This is a genomic window from Lentzea sp. NBC_00516 (assembly GCF_036346835.1).
Lineage (GTDB): Bacteria > Actinomycetota > Actinomycetes > Mycobacteriales > Pseudonocardiaceae > Lentzea > Lentzea sokolovensis.
In genome coordinates, this window is sequence record NZ_CP107840.1 from 2,227,395 (window position 1) to 2,251,679 (window position 24,285).

The window sequence follows — 24,285 nt, forward strand, 5'->3', positions numbered from 1 at the left end:
CGTCACCCCTGTTCCGGCCGATGCACAGCGTTCATCCGCACGCGCTGGGCGTTGTCCGTGCCGGCCATCGTCTCGGCGGACTCGGTCATGGCGGTGCGCATGTGCTCGAGCACCTCCGCCAGGTCGCCGAGGTCAAGTTCGATCCGGTCGAACTGGCGGACGAACTCGGTGCCCTCCGCGTGCCACGACTCGCCGAACTCGGCCTCGGTCAGCTCCGGCTTCATCATCGACGAGCGGATCTCCTCGACCTGCTCGCGCGCCGCGTCGAACACCTCGGCGAACGCGGCGATGGCGTCTTTGTCGTACTTCACCAGGGCAGCATGACAGCGGCCGCCTCGACCCCGCTGGGCTTTCCAGCCGAAGGGGTACTTTCGCAAACTCTCGAGAGAGCACGCCTGAACGTCTACGTTGAGCCTGTGCGTGTCGAAAACCTCATCCATGCAGGTTAAGCGGCATAGTGATACTCGTGGATGACTCCGCCGAGACGGTCCTGTCGATCTACGTTGAGGTGTTCGATCTGGCCTGGCTCAAGAGGCTGGGCCGGGTTCGCAGGGGTGCTGCCGCGGCGAGTGATCGGTGGGTTCGGTGCTCGTTGTAGTACCGCTCGTACTCGCGCAGCGCGTGCCGTAGGTGGGTGCGGTTCCAGATCAGTGTCCGGTCCAGCAATTCGGCGCGAAGCGTCTTCACCCAACGTTCGACGATGGAGTTCATGCGAGGCACCCGGACGCCGGTCAGGATCGTCGCGATCCCCGCGGTGCCGAGGATCTCGTCGATCACTGCCGGGTACTTGCCGTCGCGGTCGCGAATAAGGAACCTGATCCGCGCGATGTATCCGGTGTCCTCGAGGTCCATGAGCAAGTTGCGGATTGCCTGAGTGACCCAGGCATGGGTCGGATGCGCGGTCGTGCCGACGATCCATACACGCCGGCTGGCGTGGTGGATGGCGGCGAGAATGTACTGGCGCTGGCCGGTCAGCGTGACCGTTTCAATGAAGTCCAGCGCCAGGATCGCCTCCGCCTGCGAGCGCAGGAAGTCAGCCCAGGTAACGGTTGTCCGGCGCGGGGGCCGGATCGATGCCGGCAGTCTTGAGGATCTCCCACACCGTCGATGCGGCGATCGCGACACCGAGCAGCGCGAGTTCGCCGTGGATGCGTCGATAACCCCACGAGGGGTTCTCGGTTGCCAGGCGCAGGACGAGACGGCGGATCGTGAGCGCTGAGCGCCGAGTTGCCGGTGCAGGACCGCGAGTTGGTGGCGTAGCGCGAGGATCTCGACGTCCTTCTCACGGTCGGTCATGCGCAAGAGCCATAGCGCGGCGAAGGCGTGGGAGACGGCGAGGTAGGCGAAGCGGACCAGCACGGCCGCGATCATGCCGGACGACGATCGGCAACTTGCCGATACCGATGACCTGCACGGACGTACTTCTCGGCACGCACAGAGCCGTCGACAGTAGTCACGGTGGCGAGAGGCGGCGTCCAGTCACTTGTCGGGTGAGCTGAGTTCGGGGCCCGAGGGTCGGCAGCGCCCAAGGGGACCAGGCGGTGCGTTCGCGCAAGCCGACTTGCGTGCTTGTCGAGATCAGGGCACCAGGCTTGCCGCGGCGTCGACGAAGGCGTCGATGAGGGGTGACCGGCGTGTCGCGAGCCAAGCCAGGCACACCTGGTTCGGTCCGATGTCCTCGACTGGGATGCCGATGACGTCCTGGCGGGTGTAGTACGTCGCCGTCGACAGGGGGAGAATACTGATCCCCGCTCCGGCGGCGACGAGTTCCAGCTTCTCTTCGACGCTGTTCACGTGCGGCACTTCGGGGCGGTCCCGCTTGCGCAGTTCGAGGGCGATGTCCCGCCACTCCGGGACGGCGGCGGGGTCCTGCAGCAGGTGCTCGTCGGCGAGTTCGGTGACCGACACGGACTCCTTCCCGGCCAGCCGGTGACCGGCGGGCACCACCACGACGCGGGGTTCGGTGAACAGCGGCCGCACGGTCAGCCCGCGCTGGTCGACCGGCAGCCGAACGATGCTGACGTCCACGCGGCCGTCGTGGACGACCTCCACCTGGTCGTGCCAGCTCGTGCGCAGCAGCCGGACGCAGACGTCCGGCCTGTGGCGGACCAGCACTCGCACCGCCGGGGTGACCACGATGCCCGGCATGAAACCGACGGTGAGCACCGGCTTCGCCTCGGCCGCGGCGGTGACCCGGCGGTGCGCGGCTTCTGCCGCTGCCAGCAGGTCGCGGGCGTCGGCGAGGAGCTGTTCGCCCGCCGCGGTGAGGACCGTGGTCCGGCGGTCACGGACGAACAGCGCCGTCCTCAGCGCGTCCTCGAGGGCGCGGATCTGGCGCGACAGCGCGGGCTGGGCGATGTGCAGCCGTGCGGCGGCCCGCCCGAAGTGCAGTTCTTCGGCCACGGCGACGAAGTACCGCAGCCTGCGCAGGTCGAAGTCCACGTCGCTCACCACTTCCGGTCCGATCACTCCCATCATCGCAGGCCGCTGATGCCGATGCGGCATCACAGCGCGCGGAACGGGTCTTGGACGCCCCCTGGGTGCCGGGGCCACGGTGGAGGAGGAACAGAACGCGAAGGAAGGGACAGTCATGAGGGTCTTCGTCACCGGTGGCTCGGGTTACATCGGCCGCGCGACGATCGGCGAGCTGGTGCGCGCCGGGCACACCGTCGAGGCGCTCGCCCGCAGCGACCGCGCCGAGGCGACCGTGGCCGCGGCCGGTGCGAGCGCGGTCCGGGGCGCCCTGACCGACCTCGACGTGCTCACCCACGCCGCGGCGCGGGCGGAAGCCGTGATCCACCTCGCCCAAGCCACCAGCGGAGAGGAGGACCTGGCGGCCGCCACCGCGATGCAGGGCGGGGTCGGTGGCGGCACGTACGTGCACACCGGCGGCAGCTGGGTCTACGGCGACACCGACGGCGTGCAGGACGAGTGCGCGCCGTGGAACCCGCCGTTGATCGTGGCCTGGCGCAAGACCGTCGAAGACGCGGTGCTGGCCAGGGCCGCCGCCGGCGGACGGCCGGTCATCGTGCGCCCCGGTCTGCTCCACGGCGGAGACAACCGCCTGATCGACATCTTCTTCGTCCAGCCGGGCAAGGAAAACGGCGCGATCCCGTACATCGGCGACGGCGGCAACCACTGGGCCCTGATCCACCTCGACGACCTCGCCCGGCTCTACGTGGCGGCGCTGTCGGCCCCGACGGGCTCGGTGTACCTCGGCGTGAGCGGAGCCAACCCGACCGCCAAGGAGGTCGCCGAAGCCTGCGCCCGCGGCGCCGGGCTCGAGGGTAAGACCGTCTCCCTCAGCATCGAGCAGGCCCGCGAGCAGATGGGCCCCATCGCCGACGCCTTCGCGCTCGACCAGCAGCTCACCCCTGTCAAGGCGCAGCGCGAGCTGGGATGGACGCCGGTGCACATCGACCCGCTCACCGAGTTCGCCGCCGGATGAACCGGAAACCGGGACTGGACCGCGCGACGGTGCTGCAGTCCGAAGCGGAACACCCACGGAGTCACGGCCGCTGCTGGTGATGCTGCACGGCTGGAGCTACGACGAGACGCATCCGTACCGGCTGATCGCGCCGCTTTGTGCTTGGTTTCCCTGCGCGGGGAACCCGATCGGGGACGCGCGGCCGCAGATGGCGAACGCAGCGGCGCCGGATGTGCTCTAGTGGCTGGAGACGATCGAGGCGCCGTCGATCGGCCTGCTCGGCTTTTCGCAAGGTGGTGCCATGGCCCATCAACTCATGCGGTGTGCGCCGCACCGGTTCGCCTCCTGCGTGAGCCTGGCGGGGTTCGTCGTGCGGGACGCTCAGCCCGGCGACGCCGCGCTGAGCGTCGTGGGTAATGGGGACGCGGGCGGGAAGACCGGGTCATCCTGCCCGCCGCGCTCGGGCTGACCGAGCGGTGGCTCGATACCCACGCCGCCGCCGAGGTGCACGTCTCCCCCGTCTGGGGCACGACGTCCGGGACCGGGAGAGCGATGATGGGGCACTACATCGAGCTCGATGCCGAAGGAGCGTTGCTGCGAGGCTGGTTCTACGACGCCGGAGGGGCCGGCGGACCGGCGCCGTGCGTCGTGATGGCTCAGGGCTGGAGCTCTACGAGGCGGATGTGCCTCGACCGGTTCGCGGAGGTGTTCGCCACGGCCGGACCGGCGTTCCATGATGGAGTTCATGCGGGGCATCCGGACACCGGTTAGCACCGTCTCAATCCCCGCAGAACCGATGACATCGTCGATCAACGCGGGGTATTTGGCATCGCGGTCGCGGATGAGGAACCTGATCCGCGCGGCATATCCGGTGTCCTCAAGATCCATGAGCAGGTTGCGGATGGCCTGGGTGACCCAGGCAGGGGTGGGGTGGGCGGTGGTGCCGACTGTCCATGCACGCCGGCTGACGTGGTGGATGACGGAAAGGATGTACTGGCGCTGGCCTGTCAGCGTGATCGTTTCAATCTCCCACACCGTCGATGCGGCGATCGCAACTCCGAGAAGCGCGAGTTCGCCGTGGATGCGTCGATATCCCCACGAGGGGTTCTCGGTTGCCAGGCGTAAGACGAGACGGCGGATCGAAGCGACCGTGCGCGGACGTCCGGGCGTCTGGTTCACACTCAAGCGGGCATGGCGGCGCTTGATCAGGTCGCGATGCCACCTCAGCCCGTGTCCGGGCTGACGAGCAGCCGGAGCCGACGCAACGTCGCGAGGGCCAAAGGCACTAGCAGGACTGCGCGTAACGCCCTGTCCTCTGGCCGCAATCGTGGGCGCTGATTGCCGAGTTGCCGGTGCAGGACCGCGAGTTGATGGCGTAGCGCGAGGATCTCGACATCCTTCTCACGATCGGTCATGCGCAAGAGCCACAGCGCGGCAAAGGCGTGAGAGACGGCGAGCTAGGCGAAGCGGACCAGCACGGCCGCGATCATGCCGGATGATGATCGCTAACACGTCGACGCCTGCTGACGTGCACGGCCGTATTTCTCGGCACGCACAGCGCTCCAGCTCAACCGCGCGGCGTGGCGCTCTCAGCCCGGCTGACTCGGATCCCGAACGTGAACACCCGTCGGACCCAGCCGGACGCACCCCGGTCAGGAGGTCCGGTTTCCAGGAACACTCCCGGAAACCGGACCACAGTCCCGTGGACGAGGCGGGGCTCAGCCGTAGATCGTGGCCTGCTTCGAGGTCTGCCGAACCCCGTTGGCACCGTTCAGGAACCGCTGTCCCCACGGCGTCAGCCGCGACGGGTTGAACGAGTAGACCAGGTCGAGGTACTCGACGCCGCCACCGTTGCCGCTCCACGACCACCCGATGTACCCGAGACCGCGAGACTGGGCCTGCGCCATGATCGTGTTCTCGTCCGGGTCACCGTCGCTGTGGTTGTGCCCGAACTCGCCCACCACCAACGGCAGTCCCGCCGAACGGAACGCGTCGAAGTACGCGTTGATCTTCGCCGCGGTGTTGTAGACGCCGTACATGTGGATGGAGAACACCGTGTTGCGCTGCGGATCGGAGTCCAACACCGAACGGGCGTTGGTGCGCATGATGTTCTGCCAGTCCTGACCCCACATCGGCGCGTCGGCCATCAACAGGTGCTGCAACCCGGCGCCGCGAAGCTTCCTGATCGCGCCTGTTGTCGAACTGGCCCACCGCGAGCTCACCGAGGCGTTGTTGCCGAACGGCTCGTTGCCGAGGTTGATGATGACGTAGTTCTCCTGGCCTTTCAGGACGTTCGCGATGCCGACCCAGTAGTTCGCCGCCTGGTCCAGGGTCGCGGCGCCGCCCTCGTCGCCGTATCCGGTGGTGTCGTGCACCTCGAGCACGCAGATCAGCTTGTTCTGCTTGCACAGCCCGATGATCCGCGAGACCTCGGACGCCGGCGTCGCGGCCGCCCGCTGCCCGCTCTGCATCACGACCCGGATCGTGTTGGCACCGAAGGACTTGATGTTCGCCCAGGCACTCGACTGGCTCTGGTACCAGGCGTACGGGTGGTTCACACCGCGCATGACGAAGTTGGAACCGTTCGCCTCGACGACCCGCGTGCCGTTCACGCGCAGACCGACGGCAGCCGCCGAGACGTCTTCGGACCGCACGCCGCGCAGCGCCGAGACAACGGCGGGGTACCAGCGCTTCTCCATCTTCTGGATGCCGCTGGTGCCGTTGGGGTGCACGCCGTCGGTGGTGTCCGTGGCGGTGTTGAACCCGGCCCACTGGTCGACCACGGTGATCGGGGAGGCCGCGGTGCTGTTCGCCCGTGCCCAGCCGGGAATCGCGTTGTTCAGCGCGACGACCCTCTGCGCGCAGGCCGAGCAGTTGGCCGGGGTCATCGGGATGATCTTCGCGACGACGAGCTTCATCGCCGGGTTGCCGGCCCGCATCTGCCCGAGCAACTTGCTGTAGGCGTTGAGGATCGTCTGAGCCGGGATGTTGCTCCACACGTCGTTGGTGCCCAGGTGCATCAGCACGACGTTCGGCCGGGTGGCGTTCAACCAGCCAGGAAGCTGGTTGTCCCGCGCGATGTTCGTGGCCAGGTAGCCACCGTGGCCCTCGTTCTCACCGTCGTAGGCGAACCCGCAGCCAGGTGCCCGCAGCGTGCCGACGAAGTCCACGTTGGTGTACCCGGTGTCGCGCAGGTGCCGCCAGAGCAACGCCCGCCAGCAGCCGGGCGAGCCGGTGATCGAGTCGCCCAGCGTCATGATCCGCGTGGGTGCCGCCGCGGTGGTGTCAGCGGAGGCGGGAGCAGCGGAAGCAGCCGGAGCCGCGACGAACAGCAATGACGCGATCAGTGCGAGCACGCTCGCGAGGCTTGTTCTTGTGGCCACGAGTCCTCCATCGGCACCAGATTTGACAACGTTGTCAATGCGTCACAGATCGGAGATCTGTGAACGTACAGGAGCGTGCGGCGACAAGTTCAGATGGAACAGCAGATCCGTGATCGAATCAAGCCCTTGATTGAGGTCTTGATCGGGAACGTGCACAGAAATCGAGGTCTTCCCCGGCCATCGGGATGCCGGGGAAGACCTCTGCCTTACCGCTGACCGCGCTGCACGGCGGCGATCTCCGGTGGTGCGAGAGCCCGGTTCCACACCGTCAACCTGCGCATTTTGCCCTTGAGGTGCCTGCCGGCCGAGTTCGGTGTCGTGCTGCCGCCCCAGAGTTCACGCGGTTTCGTCGTGACGCCGTCCAGGCGCGCGAATTCGACGGCGTCGTCGAACATTCGAGCCACTCCATTCGACAACGTATAGGTGATGGTGTGCCAATTGCCCTGCCGCAAAGCACGTGTGCCGCCGATTTCCACGTCGCCGATGTCCCAGAGCGAGTACTGGTCCTGCTGCGCGGAATCGACCCGCACCTGCGCGGAGACGGTGATCCCGTCGAGCCCGGCCGTGAGGTCGTCCGGCAGCAGGAGGTGACCGTCCGCACCGCCGAACACGAGCCCGGCCGACGAGCGGGTGACATCACCCTGGATCGTCGCCTTGCGGCCGTTCCCGGACAGGTCCGCCACCACCTGGCCCCCTCCGCCGGTCAGGTCGTAGTCGGCGATCACGCCGTTCTTGTCGGCACGCGCCGGTGGCGGGCCCTGCCGCAGCCGTTCGAGCTCGGCCTTCGACACCGGCAGCACCGTGCCGTGCCGAGGCTTCGCCGGAAGCTGGTAGTCCGCCGGGATCGACCAGTTCGGGTTCGCCAGCGAGTCGGTCACGAACGGGATGTAGCCGCGGCGTGGCGTCTCGTCCAGGAAGACGTAGAACTTCTTGCCGTCATTGGACTTGAACGCGGTCGGGCCCTCGACCCAGTCGGTGCCGAGCCCGGTGCGGACGCAGTCGTCGACGAGCTCCCAGTTGCGCGGTCCGGCGCCCGGCAGGTCGACCGCGCGCAGGTCCTTCGAGCGTTCGAGCACGATGTCCCGCTGGCACGAACCGATGACCTTCTCGTCGGTGGTGAGGCGGTAGTAGTACTCGCCGTCCCTGAGAACCGTCGAGTCGATCACGCCACGGCCTGGGTCGTTCCAGACCTGCGGGGTGGTGAACGTGCGGAAGTCGCGGGTGGTCGAGTACATCATCCTCGGGTAGGTCGAGCCGGTGTGGTCCGGATCCGCCGACGAGTACACAGTGGACGCCCAGTAGACGACGTAGGCGCCGATCAACGGGTCGTAGGTCGCTTCAGGAGCCCACGTCATGCCGGCGGTCGCGTCCGACACCGGGACGTGCCGCTGGTCCGACCACGTGACGAGGTCGGTCGACTCCCAGATCTCCAGGTACCTGCTGCCGTGTCGCATCGCCGCGTCCCAGCCGCGGCCGTCGTTGATCTGCAGGTCGGTCGCGACGAGGAAGAACCTGTCCCCTTCCGGGCTGCGGATGACGAACGGGTCGCGCACGCCGGTCTCGCCGTGCTCCGACCTCAGCACCGGGCGGCCGCCGTTGAGCTCGTCCCAGTGCAACGGGTCGTCGCCCCGGCTGGCCGCGAAGTGCACCTGCTCGGTGTCCTGGTCGGCCTCGCCGGTGAAGTAGGCGAACAGGTACCCCTCCATCGCCGCCTTCTTCGGCAGTGGGAGGACGGTGAGTGTGAAGTAGCGGGTGCCGCTTACGTAGCCCTTCGTCGCCGTGACCGAAAGACGAGCGATGCGCGGTTTCGACCCGTACGGCGGCCTGATCACCTCGCCGGTTGCCGTGACAACCCGGGGATCGCTGCTGCGCCAGGCGAACCTGACGTCACGGTCACCGTTGGCCGGCAGCGTGATGTTGCCCCGGATCGCGTTCTCGTCGTGGATCACGACGTCCTTCAGGGCGTTGTCGACCTTCTGCTGGTCGGTGATGTCCTCCAGCACCGTCGCGGTGAAGTCGCGCGTGGCGGTGTAGCCGGCGTACGTGGCAGTCGCGGTGAGCGTCACCGTCGCGTTGCCCGTCCGCGGCGCCGGCCGGGTCACGACGCCGGTCGCCGACACCACCGAAGGCCTGCTCGACGCCCAGGAGATCGCGGATCCGCCCGAGGCCTTGGTGGGCAGTGCGATGTCCGCGGTCACGGCGGTGGTGTCGCCCAGGGCGAGCCTCGCGACGTCGGTGGCAGGCCTGGCCGATGCCGTCTGCTTTCCGAGCTCGCGCGCTTCGCCGGCACCTAGCGCACGGCCGTAGAGGCGGAAGTCGCGGACCTTGCCTTTGAGGAACCGGTCGGACGGGTAGACCGACCGGCCGAGGTAGTTGGCCGTGGTGGCGCCGTCGCCGATCGAACCGGGAGTGGTGGTCACGCCGGTCTTCCTGGCGACCGCGACACCGTCCTCGTAGAGGATCGCGGTGCCGCCGCCGAGCGTGTAGGTGATCGTGCGCCAGCCGCCCCTGGCGAGGTTCCGTCCACTGTCGACGGTCTGCCCGGTCGACCAGTCACCGCTCGCGATCGACGCTCGGAACTGGTCCCCGGTCGCGAACAGGTAGCCGTTGCCGCTGCTGCCGCGGGTGTTGCCGAGGCCCCAGAGGAAGTACGGAAGGGACTGATCGGCGGCGAGGTCGACCTGAACCGACACGGTGACGTCGGTGAGCCCGCGGATCACGTTGTCCGGCAGGCGAACGTGGCCGTTGACGCCACCGAGACGGAGGCCCTCGGCGCCCAGCCAGGTGGTGTCACCGCTGACGGTGCCGTCACCGCCGGTGCCCGAGGTGTCGACCACCGTGGTACCGGAGGCCTGGGTCAGGTCGTAGTGCACGACCAGACCGTCGTCGAGCGTGGCCGCGGAGCTGGTCGTGACCGAGATCGCGAGCCCTGCCGCGGTGAGGCCGACGGCGACGAGCGCCGACGTGAAAGTGAGAGGACGAAAGGACATGCCGGCCTTTCCCGACGGGCACGCGAAGGTGCCCAGAACACGGGTGACAAAGGGGAACACGCGGACAGTCCCTGATGTGAGCGCCAACATAGCTGGCACTCGATAGCTGGTCAATGCAACCTCGGAGGGCGGGAGAAGGCCCGCCCTCCGAGCGGTCACTTGCCCAGGCTCTCCAGTGAGCGCTGGGCCGCCGCCAAGCCGTCCTTCGGCGTGACCACGCCGTCGCAGATCTCACCGATGATCGTCCCGAACGCCTTCTGCATGCCGCCCCACTCCGGCGTCATCGGTGGCGCGTAGGCGAACTCGGCCGACTGCTTGAAGGCGTCCATGTTCACGTCGCCGATGGCCCACGCCGGGCGCAGGAAGTCCTCACCGTCCTGCACCTCCCGGTTGGCGGGAGCGTCCTGGCCGTTGGTGGCGATGGGCTTCTGCCCCTCCGGGCTCGTCAGGAAGTCGAGCACCTTGAACGCGAGCTCGGGACGCGTGCTCGACTTCGTGATCGCGAAGCCGCTTTGGAACGAGATCGTCGCCTGCTTGGTGTTCTTGAACAGCGGCGAGATGCCCCACCGCACCTGCGGAGCGTCCTTGAGCGAGGCGATGTTCCAGAAGCCGGTCATGATCATGGCGGCGTTGCCCTGGGCGAAGAGCTCGTCGGGGTTCCCGACCTTGAGCGCCTCGTAGTCCACTTTGGATGGCGCGACGTGGTGCTTGTGCACCAGGTCGACGTAGAACTGCATCGCCCTGACGTTCTCCGGCGAGTTGATCACCGGTTTGCCCGCGTCGTCGAGGATCCTGCCACCGTTCTGCAGCATGAAGGCCATCCACCACGGCCACCAGTCGCCGGCGGCGAAGCCGTACCGCATGACCTTCTCGCCGTTCTTGACCGTCAGCTTCTGCGCCGCAGCCAGAAAGTCAGGCCACGTCCAGTCGGCTGTCGGGTAGGCGACACCGTCCTTGTCGAAGAGATCTTTGTTGTAGTACAGGACCATCGGGCCGTTGCGGTCCGGCAGCGCCCACGTCTTGCCCTCGCGGTCGTAGGAGCGCGCGGCCCGCTCGCCGAACCTCCCGACGAGGTCGAGCTTCTCCGCGTCGATGAAGGGGTTCAGCGGCAGCAACTGGTTCTTGCTGCTGTAGCTGTGCACGGACTCGGCGACCTGGATGATGTCGGGCGGGTCGCCCTCCGAGATCATCTTCTGGATCTTCGCGCCGTAGTCGCCGTCCTTCATGTGCACCAGCTTGACAGTCACCCCGTCGACGCGGTCGCTCGCGAGGTCGACGCGCTGCTGGTAGGTCCTGGCGTCCAGGTCGCTGCCCCACACCGCGACCGTCACCTCGCGTTCTGGCGTCGGCGCAGGCTTTGCGGCGGAACATGCGGACGCGACCAGACACGCCACTACCGCGGACACGGCTCTGAACGAGCGGCGTTGCCCCATGGATGGATCCCCTCGGATGTTCAGTCGAACAGGTCGGTTTCGAAGACGTGCGTGGTCGCCGCCTCGAAAGAGGTCACGAGCGCACTCAGTCGTATGAACCTGTTCCCCGTACCGCGCTCCGATCGGGCACAGTACGTGATCTTAATTCGCTTTTGAAGTAGTTCTTCCCATGGTCAGCGCAAATGTAATAAACCCTCGCTCACCAGTGTGTTTGCACAATCAACCATGATCTTGGGTGGCCCTGAACAGGCAACACCGCGTGTGCGGCGGACCTGACTTGACAATGAATGACGGAGACCAACCTCCGCCAGTGTCGAATTCGACGTCGATTCGACGGGGGTAGTCGAATCGACGCTATAGGCGCAATCTGGGTGCCGTATGCGCGCGCACGCTCATATTGCGCGGTGCCAGCGGCCGAACCACCCAGGAGCGCTATCGGATCGGCGCGTTGCGTGCCGTGCGGATCACGCCGTCGTGGTCGGCGACGGACATCAGGCCCTCCCCCACCCACCGCCGTGCCACGGCGTTCACCCGGTCCACGAACACGTTCTTGGCGGAGAACGGCGCGGCCACCCACACCTCGTCGAGGAGCGTGGACCCGTCCGCGCGCACGGGGTTCGCGACACCGGAGTCGACGCCCGCGAACATGATTTTCGGCTCTACCCGGCGGAAGTACAAGGTCACGTAGGTGCCGGGCAAGGCGTTCAGCCGCTGCTTCTCACCGTTGACCGTGACCGTGAACTCCCCTGCCCACGCCGGCACCCACAGCACCACGTCGAACCGCGCCCGTCCGCTGATCCGCGACCGGCCTGCCCGTCGTGCTGGACAACGACGCCACGGCCGCGGTGCTCGGCGAGCACTGGTCGGGCGGCATGGGAAGTGCCTCGACCTCTGCCGCGCTCTACATGGGAAGCGGCATCGGCGCGGGCATCGTGATCGGCGGCATCACCTATCGCGGCAGCAGCGGCAACGCCGGCGAGATCGGACACATGTGCGTCGACATCACGGGTCCCGAGTGCTGGTGCGGGGCTCGCGGATGCGTCGAGGCACTTGCCGGACCCGTCGCCGTCGTCGCGGCCGCGCGCGCGAACCGGGCACTGGCGCATCTGGTCGGCGCCGGCGGATCCCGCAACTCCCTGACAGCGGAGTTCGCCGCGGTGAGCCGTGCAGCCCGCCGGGGCGAACCACAGGCCACCGCGATCCTCGAACGCTCCGCCCGGTACGTCGCGGTGGCCACCCGCACCCTGGCGAACGTCATGGACGTCGAGTTCCTCGTGCTCACCGGACCGGGCTTCGCCATCGCGGGATCGGTGTACCTGCCGATCGTGCGTGAAGAACTCGACCGAGGCTTCTTCGCACGCGGCGTCCACAAGGTCGAGGTGCGGCTTTCCCACACGGCTGCGACGGCACCCTGCGATCGGCGCCGCCGCCATGGTGCTGCAGTCCGAGCTCGTGCCCCTGCACGCGGTCCAGCGGCTGCCGGAGAGTCTCACCGTGGACGAACCGGCGCCGGCCTCCCACCCCGTGCGCGACCGAGGGTGAACGAATCCGATACTGCACCAGCCGGGACCCGGCGGCGTCCGAAGTGGAACGTGGCCGTCAGCGGTCCGCCGTCCCAGAACGCGAACCTTCGCTGACGGTTGGCACGAACGCGCTCACGGCGTGGTCGACGTCGTTTGTCAGTGGTTGAAATTCGCTTCTACGCTGCCGGAAGCCGGCGCTTCCGCAGTGCCACCCCCACAATGATCATGCTGATCAGGAACGGGTAGATGATGCCGCGCTGGGTGAGTCCGATGAGGACGCCGGTTTCCGATGCGAGGACGGCCATGTGGACCGCCAGCGAGACGAAGCCGAAGGTTCCAGCCCCCACCAGGGTCCTCCCCAGCCTGCGGGTGATTCCCAGGTGTCCGTGCATCCTGCCGAGAAGGATGATGAGGACGTTGGCGCTGAAGAACCCCACGAAGGCACCCAGTGCGTGGTAGTCGGTCCCGCCGCTGTCCGCCGATTCCCCGGATCCGGGGAAGAGTGACAGCAAGATGCCGCCGATGGCCAGCAGTGCGGCCATGAGGACCGCCGGCACGCGACGCTTCGCGGGCAGTCCCCTCAGCGCGATGACACCGGCCAGGGCGACGAGTCCGAAAAGGAAGAAGCCGGTGTTCATCACCCACCAGAGGGGTGAGTACATGAACTGCCCGAACGCGGTCACAGGGCCGCGGACCCCGAGGTTGCTCGTGAAGTGGTGGGTGTAGCTGTACGCCGGATCAGTCCACGCCGCGGCGGCGATGAACTCCGCGGTGAGGTAGATCCCGCCGCTGGCCATGAACAGCGCCCCGGCGCCCCGGCGCTGCGGGACCGAGGGTGGGTGAAGTGGTTGCTGGACAGCGGTTTCAGGCTCGGTGGCGTTCACGGTTCTCTCCTGTGGTCCGAATCGATCTGGAACAGTTGCGGTCTGGCCGGGCGGACGTGGTCGAGTCAGCTGAACAGCGACAGCAGCGACGTGCCGAACCAGCGCTCAGCGACCCGCTCGAACTCCCCGGGCTCACCGGCCCAGGCCACGACGCCGTCCGGCCGGACCAGTACGGCGTCGAGTCCGAGGTCGTCCTGAGCTCGCCCGGCCACATGACGGATCCGGTCCTCCCACCCCCGCGCGACACGGTCCAGCTCGCCGCGGAAGTCGAGCAAGACACCTTGTCCACCTGCGAGGAGCTCTCCCAGCCGAGTGCCGTCCTCGAGGCGGAAGTCCGGGGCGTTCCGGCCGGCCAGCGGATGCCCGGAGCCCACGTCGTACCGGTTCGACAGGCCTGAGGTCTGCTCGAACACGTAGGTCGTCCCGTGGCCGGTCTCGAGCAGAGAACGGACCAGCCTCTGCAGCGCCGGGGCGTTCTCGCCCGGTCGCATGACCGCCACCTGGGCGCGTGACCAGTCGAGCACGCGCGCGCCGACCGGGTGGCGTTCGCCGGTGTAGGTGTCCAGGAGGCCTTCTGGGGCGTGCCCGTGCACGGTCGCGGCCAGCTTCCACCCCAGGTTCAGCGCATCGCCGATGCCCAGGTTCAGTCCCTGCCCGCCGAGCGGCGAGTGGACGTGCGCGGCGTCGCCGGCGAGCAGCACCCGGCCCTGCCGGTAGGTGGTGGTCTGCATGGCGCGGTCGGTGAAGCTGGAGGCCAGGTGGACCTCGCTCAGCGTCACGTCGGTGCCCGAGACCCGGCGCAGCACCTCCTGCAGGTGATCGCGCGTCGGCGGCTGCGAGCGGTCGAACACCCCGCCGTCGAAGTCCATGATGCCGATGTGTCCCTCGATCGGTGTCCGCAGGTACATCCCTTGCGGCGTCAGGGAGAAGCCGCCGTTCAGCTTCTCCGGGTCGGCGATCGTGGTGAGGGCGGTGTAGCCGGTCAGCTGCGGTTCGGTGCCGGCGAAGCCGAAGCCCGCGAGGCCGCGCACCGCGCTGCGGCCGCCGTCGCAACCGACGAGCCAGCGAGCCGGGTAGACCTGCTCGCCCGCTCTCGCTTCCACGCCCTCGTCGTCCTGCACGACGGCGTCGACCACCACGCCGCGTTCGATCCGCACGCCGAGCGCAACCGCCCTCTCGGACAGGATCGACTCGACCGCTTCGAGGCTCGTCATCACTCCTTCCAGCGCCGGGCTGGCCAGCGTCGTGACGTCGACCTTCGCCGGATCGAGCGTCATACCGGCGAAATGGCTCAGAGCGCGCGGAGAGGTGTGCGGGTCGTCGGGGACGCCCAGGGCGGACAGCATGCCCCGGCGGTAGAACGCCTCGACGGATCCCGCGTTCAGGCCGCGCATCCCGAGCGGGAGTGCTTTCCAGGCGGTGCGCGGGTCCGGCTCCCGTTCGAGCACCAGCACGTCGCAGCCGGCCAGGCCGAGCTCACACGCCAGGAACAGGCCCACCGGGCCGGCGCCCACGATCACCACGTCATGCATGCGAGAGCTCCTTGAACAGCGACAAGTCGATGGAGTCCGCCAACGCCCGGTAGCCGGCGTCGTTGCCGTGCAGGTGGTCGCCCGCGTGCAGGTCGTCCCGGATCCGGCTCGGCCGTGCCGGGTCACGCCACACGGCGTCGAAGTCGAGGACCGCGTCGAAGGCGCCGCTCGTCCGGATCCAGTCGTTGACCGCGTGACGCGCGGCGTCGCCTTCCGGGCTGAAGATGTCGTCGCCCTCGTAGGGCGCCATCGTGGCGGCGTAGACCTTCACCCCCCGGTCGTGCGCTCGGGCGATCAACTGCCGATGGCCTGCGATGACGTCGTCCACCGTCACCGGATCGCCGGGGAACATCGCGAGGAACTCGGCGAGCGGCCCGTCGTCGCGCGGAGCGAGGGAGATGGCGAGGTCGTTGCCGCCGATGGACACCACCACGTGGGTGAGGCCCGGCGTCGCCAGCACGTCGCGGTCGAAGCGGGCCAGACCTGACGCGCCCAGCCCGTCGTTCAGCAGCCGGTTGCCGCTGATCCCCTGGTTGGAGACGAACAGACCGCGCTCGGCCAGCCGGTCCGGCCAACTGCGGGCGCCTCCGACGGTCGAGCCGGCGCCGTCGACCCGGGAGTCGCCCAGCGCCACAACCACCTTCGCCGGGCCGTCGGGCACCACCTCGACCGCCGAGATCAGGGCACGTACCTCCAGTGGCTCGGCGTTCGCGGGCAGAACGGCGTCGGCCACGGCGTTGCCCGGGATCGCCCAGCCGACTTCCAGCGGCATGTCGTGGCCGGTGCAGGCCTCGACCCTGCCCGGCAGGTGGAGGCTGATGGACAACCGGGTGAGCGCGTCGAGGGGCAGGTCCACCGGATCGCTGAGGACCGGCGCCCCCGCCGGGATGGTGGTGGCAGCCCGGCCGCCGAAGGTCAGCACCCGGTCGCTGCCCGGTGCGACGCTTCCGCCGGGCACCGCGACGCCCAGCCGCGCCGCACCGATGGTCAGAGGGGCGGTGCCGTACTCGTTGGTGAAGCGGACTCGCACCCGCCGCCCACCGCCGCTGATGCGCACTTCCTGGCGCAGCGTCACGTCGGCGAACACGGCGTCGGTCATCTGTGGGGACGTGCCCCAGGTCCGGACCCAGCCGGCGTTCTCGATCTCGGTCATGGGGCGAAGAGTGCGGCGCGTCGCTTGCACGGGACGCACACGGCGCTGACATCGCGCGCACATGCGCTGACAAGCCCACCCAGATTTGGCCTGGGCGGACGGGCACGCGAAGATCGCGGAATGGACGCAGGTGGACGGCTTCGCGTCTCGCTCCTCGGCGAGTTCCAGGTGTCGCGCGGCGAGGACATCCTGTCCGTGCCGGGCGCGCGACTGCGTGGCCTGCTCGTCCGCCTGGCACTCGCCGGAGGCCGCCCCGTCGAACCCGGCGTGCTGGTCGACGCGATCTGGGGCGAGGACCCGCCCGCAGGCACCGCCTCCGCCCTGCAGACCCTCGTCACCCGGCTGCGCCGCGCGCTCAGCCCGGCAGACCCGGCCGGTGGCGTGATCGTGCAGGTCGCGGGCGGTTACCGGCTGGCGGTGAACGCGGCGGACGTGGACGTGTCGCGCTTCGAACAGCTCGCCGCCGCCGGCCGGGAGAGGCTGCGGACAGAGGCCCCGGAGGCCGCGGGCACCGTTCTCGCCGAGGCCGTGGCGTTGTGGGGTGCTCACCCCGGCGCCGAGCAGGTGGTCATCGCCGCGGTCGCACCCGCGGTCGCGACCCGGCTGGCACAGGTGTCGATCGAGGCGGTCACGGACCTCGCCGAGGCGGAACTGGCGCTGGGACGCACCGAGGCGGCCGTCGCCCGGCTGACCGCGCTGCTGGCCGAGCACCCCGTCCACGAACGGGCCGCCGCGCTGCTGCTGGACGCACTCGCCGTCGCCGGGCGTCAGGCCGAGGCGCTGGCCGTCTACGAGAAGATCCGCCAAGCCCTCGCGGAGGTGTTCGGCGCCGAGCCGGGATCCGCCCTGCGGGAACGGCATCTGCGCCTGCTGCGACCTGAAACGGGCGCGGCAACTGCGGTATCGGCAGAGACGCACCGCCGGGCGGAACCCGCTCCGGTCCGACCCGCGCACCTACCGGCTCCGTTGACCAGCTTCATCGGCCGGACCGAGGACCTCACCCGCATCGGAGCCCTCTTCGCCACCGGCCGCCTGGTGACCGTCCTCGGCCCCGGCGGTGCGGGAAAGACGCGGCTGGCGCTGGAGGCCGCCCGTCGTCACCGCGACCAGTACCGCGACGGCGTGTGGTTCGTGGATCTCGCGTCCGTCACCGAACCCGCGAAGATCGCGGCGGCCGTGCTCGCCGCGATCGGGTCCCGGGGCGGGGCGCTCGCCCCGCGCAGGCGGGCCGACGGTGACGAGCTCGACGTCCTGGCCGGTGAGCTGGGCGGCACGCAGGTCCTGCTGCTGGTCGACAACTGCGAGCACCTGGTCGACGCCGTCGCCCACCTGGTCACCGCGTTGCTGACGCGCTGCCCCAGCCTGCACGTGCTCGCCACCAGCCGCGAGCCGCTCGCGGTCGACGGCGAGGCGCTCGTGCCGCTCGGACCGCTCGAACTGCCCGACCCCGGCGACGACGTCGACGAGTCCCGTCGTACGGCTTCGGTGCACCTGTTCGTCGACCGGGCCGCCGCCGTCCGGCCAGGCATCCAGGTCGATCCGTCCACGTTGCCGCTGATCAAGGACATCGTCCGCGGCCTGGACGGCATGCCCCTGGCGCTCGAGCTGGCCGCCGCCCGGCTGCGGACGTTGTCGTTGCGTGACCTGTCCGCCGGACTCTCCGACAGGTTCCGGCTACTCACCACCGGCAGCCGCACCGCATCACCCCGGCACCGCACCCTGCGCGCGGTCATCGCCTGGAGCTGGGAACTGCTCGACGAGCGCGAACGCACTGTCGCACAACGGATCTCCGTCCTGCCGGGTGGCGTCACGCCCGCCTCCGCGGCGGCGGTCTGCTCCGGCACCACCGTGCCCACAGCCGAGGTCCCCGACCTGCTCGCCGCACTCGTCGACAGGTCCCTGCTCCAACTCGATCCCGGCACCGGCCGCTACCGCATGCTGGAGACCCTCCGCGAGTACGGCATCGAACGCCTGACCGCCGCCGAGGAACTGGGCACCGCCCGTGACCTCGCCGCCGCCCACTTCACCGAACTCACGGCACACCACGATCCGTTGCTGCGCGGGCACGACCAGCTGGCGACCATGGAGGTCCTCAGCGCCGAGTACGACAACACGCTCGCAGCCCTGCGACACCGGTGCGCCACCCACGACTCCAGCGGCGCGATCACGTTGGCTCTGAGCCTGGTCTGGTACTGGCAGGTGTTCGGCCGCCAGCTGGACGGCGCCCACTGGCTGGGCAAGGCGCTGGCCGTGCCCGGTGGCGACACGACGCCCGAACGGGACTGCGCACGAGCCGTCCAGCTGCTCAACCGCGCGGACGCCATGTCGGGAGACGCCGCCACGCAGGCCGCCGACGACCAGGCGGAGATGCTGGAGCTCGCCCACCGCCTGCTCGGACATGAGCAGTTGCCCGCCCACCACCGCGTGTACGGCCCGGTCCTGCTGTTCCTGCTGGAGGAGGAGACCGCACCCGCGATCCTGCGGAACCTGGCGGAAGGAGAGGACGTGTGGCTGTCCGGGCTGGCCCACATGCTCCTCGCCGAGTTCGCCGAGAACGCGGGCGCGCTCGACCGGATGCGAGCCCACGTCGAGGCCTCCCTGACGCGCTTCCGGCAAGCCGGCGACGGCTGGGCCCAGGCCGCCGTCCTGCCGATGCGCGCCCAACTGCGGCGCTACGACGACCTCGACGGTGCGCTGACCGACCTGCGGGAGGCCTGGACGCTGGCCGATGAGCTGGGATCACTCAGCGTCGGCGACCAGCTCTACCGCGACCTGCGCTGGATCGACCTGCACCTGCGGCGTGACGACATCCAAGAGGCCGCGGCGTTGATCCGCGCCGCCCGTGAGCGTGCGCTGCGCGCGTCCTCGGCGGAGATGCCGGTCCTGCTCGACGTCTGGGAGGCGCACCTCCAGATCCGGCTCGGCGACCTCGTCCAGGCGGCCGGCCTGCTCGACGGCGCCGAACGGGCCCTGGCCGACGCCGCCTCTCCCTCCGGCCACGCACGAACGCAGGCCGGCAACGCGCGGGCCGCACTCTGCCTCGCATCAGGCGACCTGCCCGGCGCAGACCAGGCACTGCGCCGGGCGTACGCGGCCGCACTGACGACGAACGAACTGCCGGTCCTGTCCTCGGTGACCGTGCACACGGCCGCCTTTGCCGCGACGTGCGGACAACAACACCGATCAGCGTTTCTCCTCGGCGTCGCGGCCCGGCTCCGCGGCGCTCACGACACCACCGATCCGCAGATCCGCGCACTCACCCGCGAAGGAGAAGCCGCGCTGGGCGAGGAATTCGCCGCGGCGTACGCGAAAGGCTGGGAGCTGGACGCGACGAGTGCTTTGAGCGCGGCCGATCCGCACGGCATGACCGCAGGCCTGTGAGGCAGGGATGTCACCCGGCCCGTGCGCTGTGGTCCGGTTCACCACTCAACTCCTCCGCGGTGAGCAGGCCAGAATCCCCTGGCGAACACGACCGGCTGCCCATCAGCCAGCATGCCAACATCTGGAACTCCCGGCATCAACGTGGTTTCGCGTCGACCTGCACGACGCAGCAGGTTGTCAGGAGACCGCACGCGCCTGAGGCGACATCAGATGCGCTCCCCGCTCCCCGCTCACAGCCACCTGCCACCTAAAGCGGATGATCGGAGATCGGATCCCGTGCTCACCCCGCGGCAACGCCAGGCACTCGCACTCGTCTCCGAAGGAAAGAACGACCAGGACATAGCGCTGAACCTGAACGCACCGTGGCCACGGTGAGAACCCATGTCCAGCAGGTCCGACGACGCCTCGGCGCCCACGACCGCGCACACGCGGTCGCACTGGCCTACCACGTGGGGATCCTCCCGCTGCGGCACCCGTGAACCAGCGCGACGTCGCAGGCCCTCACCGGACCGCGATGTCCGGTCGACTCGGTGACCGGGTCGACGTTGCCGGCGATTGCTGCCACGAGTCCCGATGCCCGGCAAGCAGACCATCACCGTGGTCGGCGCTACCGGCCAGCGAGGCGGCGGTCTCGCGCACGCCGTCCTCGACGACCCCGGAAGGCGAGTTCGCCCTCCGCGCGCTGACCCGCAACGGTCTGGCGGAGCAACTTCAGCCGGCCGCGTTCTCGACAGCGGCAATCGTCTCGACCACCACGGCGATCACGTCACCAGATCCATCTCGGCGCAGGCGACCCGAGACCACTCGAAGGTGATCAGGCAACGAGCACTTCCTGGGGACGGAGCAATGGTCGCCGCTGTCATCACGATCGCGGAACTGGTGACGGAGGTTGGCAGCCTGATGGCCTGCAGGCGCTACGCCAGCTTGATGAAGGTGGCATCGAGTGCGGGAAACCATGACCGCTCCGTGCCACCATGTTCGAGTTGGCGGCCGCTGGTCGAGGAATGCGCCTCGACCGAACGAAGGCGAAGGGCAGGCTCCCGCAACGACACATCACCCTGGCGGTGTGAGCGACTGTTGTCCCAGATCAAGGACTCTCAGAGCTGGAGTTGATGTGCGATGGAACGACGCGTGTCGGTCGCGACGCACTGGGGAAGTTTCGTCGCCGTAGTCGATTCCGGCCGGCTGGTACGAATCGAACCTCGGCACGACGACCCAGTGCCATCGCCCATCGGCCCCGGAATGGTGACAGCCGCCGACGACAGCGCTCGCGTCTTGCATCCCGCTGTGCGCAAGGGCTGGCTGAACGGCGAGCCTCGCGCCCACGGCGCGGCCAGAGGCTCGGACACCTTCGTGGAGGTGAGCTGGGACCATGCGATCACGCTGGTGAGCGATCAACTCCGCCGAGTCCGTTCACAGCACGGAGACAGCGCGGTGTTCGGCGGATCCTACGGTTGGGCGAGTGCGGGCAGATTCCACCACGCGCAGGGACAACTCCACCGGTTCCTGGCGTTGGGCGGCGGTTACACCGACTCCCGCAACACTTACAGCACCGCAGCTTTGGAGGTCATCCTCCCCCACGTGATCGGTGGTCATCCGTGGAGCTACCAGAGCCGGATGCCCATGTGGGACGAGATCGCCGAGAACTGTGAGCTCGTGGTGGCGTTCGGAGGGCTGGCCCTCAAGAACAGCCAGATCAACCCCGGTGGACTGGCCAAGCACCAGACGGAGAACCTGCAACGCCGGTGCCGTGAGGCCGGAGTGCGGTTCGTGAACATCAGCCCCATCCGCAGCGACGTCGCCGACTTCCTCGACGCCGAATGGCTGCCCGTCGTGCCCAACACCGACACCGCCGCGATGCTCGGCATCGCACACACGATGCTGGTCAACGGGTGGCACGACGAGGACTTCCTCCGCCGGTGCTGCGTCGGGTTCGACCGCTTCGCCTCCTACCTGACCGGCGAGCTCGACGGCGTTCCGAAGAACGCGGCTTGGGCGGCGAAGATCACGGGCATCAGCCGCGACGCGATCACCGACCTCGCTCGCCGCCTCACCACTCAACGATCTCTCATCATGGTCAACTACGCGGTGCAACGGGCGGACCACGGCGAACAACCGATCTGGATGTCCGTGGTGCTGGCCGCCATGACGGGCTCGATGGGTCGGCCTGGGTGCGGCTGGGGTGCGGGTTACGCGACGATGGACGCGACGGGCGTCGCCCCGGACCGCGCCTCCGTGGCGACGATACCGGCGGTTCCCAACCCGGTTCCGGACTTCATCCCCGTCGCGAGGATCGCCGACACTCTGCTGCGTCCGGGCGAGGTCATCGACTACGACGGCAAGCGCCTCACCTTGCCGGAGCTCCGCCTGATCTACTGGTGCGGAGGGAACCCGTTCCACCACCACCAGGACCTCCACCGATTGACCCGCGCCTGGCAGGCCCCTGACACGGTGGTGGTTCACGAAGCCTGGTGGAACACGACGGCCAAGTTCGCGGACATCGTCCTGCCCGTCGCTACCAGCCTCGAGCGCGACGACTTCGCCGCCGGATTTTCCGACCCCCACATCGTCGCGATGCCGAAGGTCCGCGAACCGGCGGGCGAATCGCGTACCGATCACCATATCTTCGCCGCCCTGGCCTCCCGGCTCGGGTTCGAGCAGGAGTTCACGGAGTCGCGCTCCGAGATCGAATGGGTCCGGCACCTCTACGAGCAGACGAGGGCCGATCTCGGCGGTGATGACGCCTTGCCGAGCTTCGACGACTTCTGGCACAGCTCCACCGCCGAGCTGCCGGCGTCGACCGGACCGTTTCCCGGCAGCTTCGAGGACCTCCGCTCTGACCCGCAGGGTTTTCGCCTGTCGACACCGTCGGGCCGGATCGAGATCTTCTCCGAGGAGATCGACTCGTTCGGCTACGACGACTGCGCCGGACACCCGAAGTGGTTCGAACCGGCGGAGTGGCTTCATGCCGATCTCGCGGACCGGTTCCCGCTGCACCTGATCTCGAACCAGCCCGCCTCACGCCTGCACAGCCAGTACGACAACGGTGACCACAGCCTCAGTTCGAAGATCCGTGATCGCGAGCCCGTGACGCTCAACCCGTCGGACGCCGCGGCACGCGGCATCGAGAGCGGCATGATCGTGCGAGTCCACAACGACCGCGGCAGCTGTCTCGCGGGTGCGGTCCTGTCGGACGCTGTCATGCCAGGCGTCGTACAGCTGTCCACGGGAGCGTGGTGGGATCCGATCCAGCCGGGCATGAGCGGGACGATGGACCGCCACGGCAACCCGAACGTTCTCACCGCGGACCGGCCGTGCTCGCGCCTGTCCCAAGGACCGAGCGCCCACAGCGCGCTGGTCGACGTCGAGCGCTACGACGGCCCCCTTCCCGACGTGCTCGCGTTCGCGCCACCAAGCCTCGTACCGCCAACAGAAGTCCGGCACAGTGATCGGCACCACCCGAACGAATGATCCGATCTCCCCTTCGGGTCACGCCGCTGGACCCCACGTACTGGCTTGAATACGTTGCGCGATCATGACTGCAGTTCAGGATCTCAAGTACCGCCAGTGGTTCAACGGCGCGGACGCCGACGGCGACGGGGTGATCACCCGTCGAGACGTCCGAATGATGGGCGAGCGCTACATCGCAGCCCGCGGTGCCGCACCGGAGTCCACGACCGCCCGCCGACTCACCGACGGGTTGGACGCGTTCTGGGCCAACGTGATCGCGCCGATGGACCACGACGGTGACGGGAAGGTCGACCTGCGGGAGATGACCGAGGGGTTCAGGCAGGCGCTGGCCGATCCCACCCTGTACCCGCAGCAGGTCGGACCGGTGGCCGACTGCTACTTCGACCTGATCGACCTCGACGGTGACGACAGGGTCGACCAGGAGGAGTTCAAGGAGATCTTCAGCCTGGCCGGCAACGTGCCCTCCGAGGACTGTGTCGCGGTCTTCGACGCGCTGGACCTGAACGGCTCGGGCGGGCTGGATCGCACCGAGTTCCACCAGGCGCTCACGGAGTTCTTCTACGGCGACGACCCTGACGCCCCCGCCACGCATCTGTTCGGCAAGATCGCCAGCTGACCGGCCGTGCTCTCCGATTGACCGACCGTGCCGTCGCGCACCGGCGGTGGGTTACGCGGCGCCGCCGCCGTGGTTCCCGGACCACCGGCCGGCCGAGCGGGATGTCGTGTCATCAGTGTGATCACGGCCCAACGTCGCCGCTGGCGGCCGGCGGTAAGCCTCACCGTCTATGCCTTCGCTCGCATGTCGACGGTGAGGCTGCTGGACGTCGCGAGCGGTGATTTCCAAGTAGCGGTGGTACCAAAGATGCGTCACGCCGGCCGTGTGGTGGATGGCGGCGAGAACGTACTGGCGCTGACCGGTAAGTGTGACCGTCTCGATGAAGTCCATCGCCAGGACCGCCTCAGCCTGCGAGCGCAAGAAGTCGGCTCAGTTATCGGTTGCACATTTGACCAACTCCGTGCACAGATGACCATCTGATCAGGTATCGAAGGCAGTTTCGTTCGCACTGCGCGCTTATGCCGATGAGCGTGCGCCCGAAGGAGCGTAGGT

The 24,285-nt window shown here is 68.6% G+C and carries 18 protein-coding genes; 7 read left to right on the forward strand and 11 right to left on the reverse strand.

What is annotated here, in order from left to right:
• Positions 1-2: 2 nt before the first annotated feature.
• From OG205_RS10140 to OG205_RS10150, 3 genes are all read right to left on the reverse strand, one after another.
• Complete coding sequence (locus OG205_RS10140) at positions 3-311, reverse strand: hypothetical protein (RefSeq protein ID WP_330275938.1); 309 nt, start codon at positions 309-311, stop codon at positions 3-5.
• A 187-nt stretch (positions 312-498) separates the two neighbouring features.
• A complete protein-coding gene (locus OG205_RS10145) occupies positions 499-1,371 on the reverse strand; it encodes an integrase core domain-containing protein (protein WP_330275939.1) in 873 nt (290 codons plus the stop codon).
• Positions 1,372-1,578: 207 nt separating this feature from the next.
• Positions 1,579-2,469 (reverse strand): LysR family transcriptional regulator, encoded by an 891-nt coding sequence (locus OG205_RS10150; protein ID WP_330275940.1) that lies wholly within the window; start codon positions 2,467-2,469, stop codon positions 1,579-1,581.
• A 121-nt stretch (positions 2,470-2,590) separates the two neighbouring features.
• Between OG205_RS10150 and OG205_RS10155 the strand changes: the two genes are divergently transcribed.
• Both OG205_RS10155 and OG205_RS46750 read left to right on the forward strand, forming a co-directional pair.
• Positions 2,591-3,448: an NAD-dependent epimerase/dehydratase family protein gene (locus OG205_RS10155; protein WP_330275941.1), complete on the forward strand. Its 858-nt coding sequence runs from the start codon at positions 2,591-2,593 to the stop codon at positions 3,446-3,448.
• Positions 3,449-3,680: 232 nt separating this feature from the next.
• On the forward strand, positions 3,681-3,896 hold the full coding sequence (locus tag OG205_RS46750) for a hypothetical protein (protein ID WP_442916813.1): 216 nt from the start codon (positions 3,681-3,683) through the stop codon (positions 3,894-3,896).
• On the opposite strand, the gene OG205_RS10160 is transcribed toward OG205_RS46750, so the two are convergent.
• The 5 genes from OG205_RS10160 to OG205_RS10180 all read right to left on the reverse strand — a co-directional run bounded on the left by OG205_RS10160 (position 3,809) and on the right by OG205_RS10180 (position 12,007).
• The gene (locus tag OG205_RS10160) at positions 3,809-4,612 is read right to left on the reverse strand and encodes a helix-turn-helix domain-containing protein (RefSeq protein WP_330275942.1); all 804 of its coding nucleotides are present in this window, start codon (positions 4,610-4,612) and stop codon (positions 3,809-3,811) included. The genes OG205_RS46750 and OG205_RS10160 overlap by 88 nt on opposite strands.
• 533 nt (positions 4,613-5,145) lie before the next feature.
• The gene (locus OG205_RS10165) at positions 5,146-6,810 is read right to left on the reverse strand and encodes a cellulase family glycosylhydrolase (protein ID WP_330275943.1); all 1,665 of its coding nucleotides are present in this window, start codon (positions 6,808-6,810) and stop codon (positions 5,146-5,148) included.
• Between the two features lie 206 nt (positions 6,811-7,016).
• On the reverse strand, positions 7,017-9,800 hold the full coding sequence (locus OG205_RS10170; protein WP_330275944.1) for an immunoglobulin-like domain-containing protein: 2,784 nt from the start codon (positions 9,798-9,800) through the stop codon (positions 7,017-7,019).
• A gap of 155 nt (positions 9,801-9,955) precedes the next feature.
• On the reverse strand, positions 9,956-11,131 hold the full coding sequence (locus OG205_RS10175; protein WP_330275945.1) for an ABC transporter substrate-binding protein: 1,176 nt from the start codon (positions 11,129-11,131) through the stop codon (positions 9,956-9,958).
• Positions 11,132-11,665: 534 nt separating this feature from the next.
• On the reverse strand, positions 11,666-12,007 hold the full coding sequence (locus OG205_RS10180) for a hypothetical protein (protein WP_330275946.1): 342 nt from the start codon (positions 12,005-12,007) through the stop codon (positions 11,666-11,668).
• Between the two features lie 44 nt (positions 12,008-12,051).
• On the opposite strand from OG205_RS10180, the gene OG205_RS10185 reads away from it, so the two are divergent.
• Positions 12,052-12,870 carry an ROK family protein gene (locus OG205_RS10185; protein ID WP_330275947.1) on the forward strand — a complete coding sequence of 273 codons (819 nt, stop codon included), beginning with the start codon at positions 12,052-12,054 and terminating at the stop codon, positions 12,868-12,870.
• 62 nt (positions 12,871-12,932) lie between these two features.
• Here the strand turns inward: OG205_RS10185 and OG205_RS10190 are convergent, their stop codons facing one another.
• From OG205_RS10190 to OG205_RS10200, 3 genes are all read right to left on the reverse strand, one after another.
• Positions 12,933-13,640, reverse strand: coding sequence for a DUF998 domain-containing protein (locus tag OG205_RS10190; RefSeq protein ID WP_330275948.1), 708 nt, complete (start codon positions 13,638-13,640; stop codon positions 12,933-12,935).
• 65 nt (positions 13,641-13,705) lie between these two features.
• Positions 13,706-15,172 carry an FAD-dependent monooxygenase gene (locus OG205_RS10195; RefSeq protein ID WP_330275949.1) on the reverse strand — a complete coding sequence of 489 codons (1,467 nt, stop codon included), beginning with the start codon at positions 15,170-15,172 and terminating at the stop codon, positions 13,706-13,708.
• Positions 15,165-16,325: an SGNH/GDSL hydrolase family protein gene (locus OG205_RS10200; RefSeq protein ID WP_330275950.1), complete on the reverse strand. Its 1,161-nt coding sequence runs from the start codon at positions 16,323-16,325 to the stop codon at positions 15,165-15,167. Before OG205_RS10200 ends, OG205_RS10195 begins: the two co-directional genes overlap by 8 nt.
• 120 nt (positions 16,326-16,445) lie before the next feature.
• Between OG205_RS10200 and OG205_RS10205 the strand changes: the two genes are divergently transcribed.
• The 4 genes from OG205_RS10205 (at position 16,446) to OG205_RS10220 (ending at position 24,213) form a co-directional block, all read left to right on the forward strand.
• The gene (locus tag OG205_RS10205) at positions 16,446-19,706 is read left to right on the forward strand and encodes an AfsR/SARP family transcriptional regulator (protein WP_330275951.1); all 3,261 of its coding nucleotides are present in this window, start codon (positions 16,446-16,448) and stop codon (positions 19,704-19,706) included.
• Between the two features lie 1,119 nt (positions 19,707-20,825).
• Positions 20,826-23,177: a molybdopterin-dependent oxidoreductase gene (locus OG205_RS10210; protein ID WP_330275952.1), complete on the forward strand. Its 2,352-nt coding sequence runs from the start codon at positions 20,826-20,828 to the stop codon at positions 23,175-23,177.
• A 64-nt stretch (positions 23,178-23,241) separates the two neighbouring features.
• Positions 23,242-23,793, forward strand: coding sequence for an EF-hand domain-containing protein (locus OG205_RS10215; protein ID WP_330275953.1), 552 nt, complete (start codon positions 23,242-23,244; stop codon positions 23,791-23,793).
• Between the two features lie 192 nt (positions 23,794-23,985).
• Positions 23,986-24,213, forward strand: a complete 228-nt coding sequence (locus OG205_RS10220; protein WP_330275954.1) for a hypothetical protein — start codon at positions 23,986-23,988, stop codon at positions 24,211-24,213.
• Positions 24,214-24,285 lie beyond the last annotated feature (72 nt).

Coding starts and splice junctions, on each gene's coding strand:
- OG205_RS10145 (WP_330275939.1), bottom strand. CDS start 1,371: ATGATCGCGGCCGTGCTGGTCCGCTTCGCCTACCTCGCCGTCTCCCAC.
- OG205_RS10155 (WP_330275941.1), top strand. CDS start 2,591: ATGAGGGTCTTCGTCACCGGTGGCTCGGGTTACATCGGCCGCGCGACG.
- OG205_RS10170 (WP_330275944.1), bottom strand. CDS start 9,800: ATGTCCTTTCGTCCTCTCACTTTCACGTCGGCGCTCGTCGCCGTCGGC.
- OG205_RS10195 (WP_330275949.1), bottom strand. CDS start 15,172: ATGCATGACGTGGTGATCGTGGGCGCCGGCCCGGTGGGCCTGTTCCTG.
- OG205_RS10200 (WP_330275950.1), bottom strand. CDS start 16,325: ATGACCGAGATCGAGAACGCCGGCTGGGTCCGGACCTGGGGCACGTCC.
- OG205_RS10205 (WP_330275951.1), top strand. CDS start 16,446: ATGGACGCAGGTGGACGGCTTCGCGTCTCGCTCCTCGGCGAGTTCCAG.
- OG205_RS10210 (WP_330275952.1), top strand. CDS start 20,826: ATGGAACGACGCGTGTCGGTCGCGACGCACTGGGGAAGTTTCGTCGCC.
- OG205_RS10215 (WP_330275953.1), top strand. CDS start 23,242: ATGACTGCAGTTCAGGATCTCAAGTACCGCCAGTGGTTCAACGGCGCG.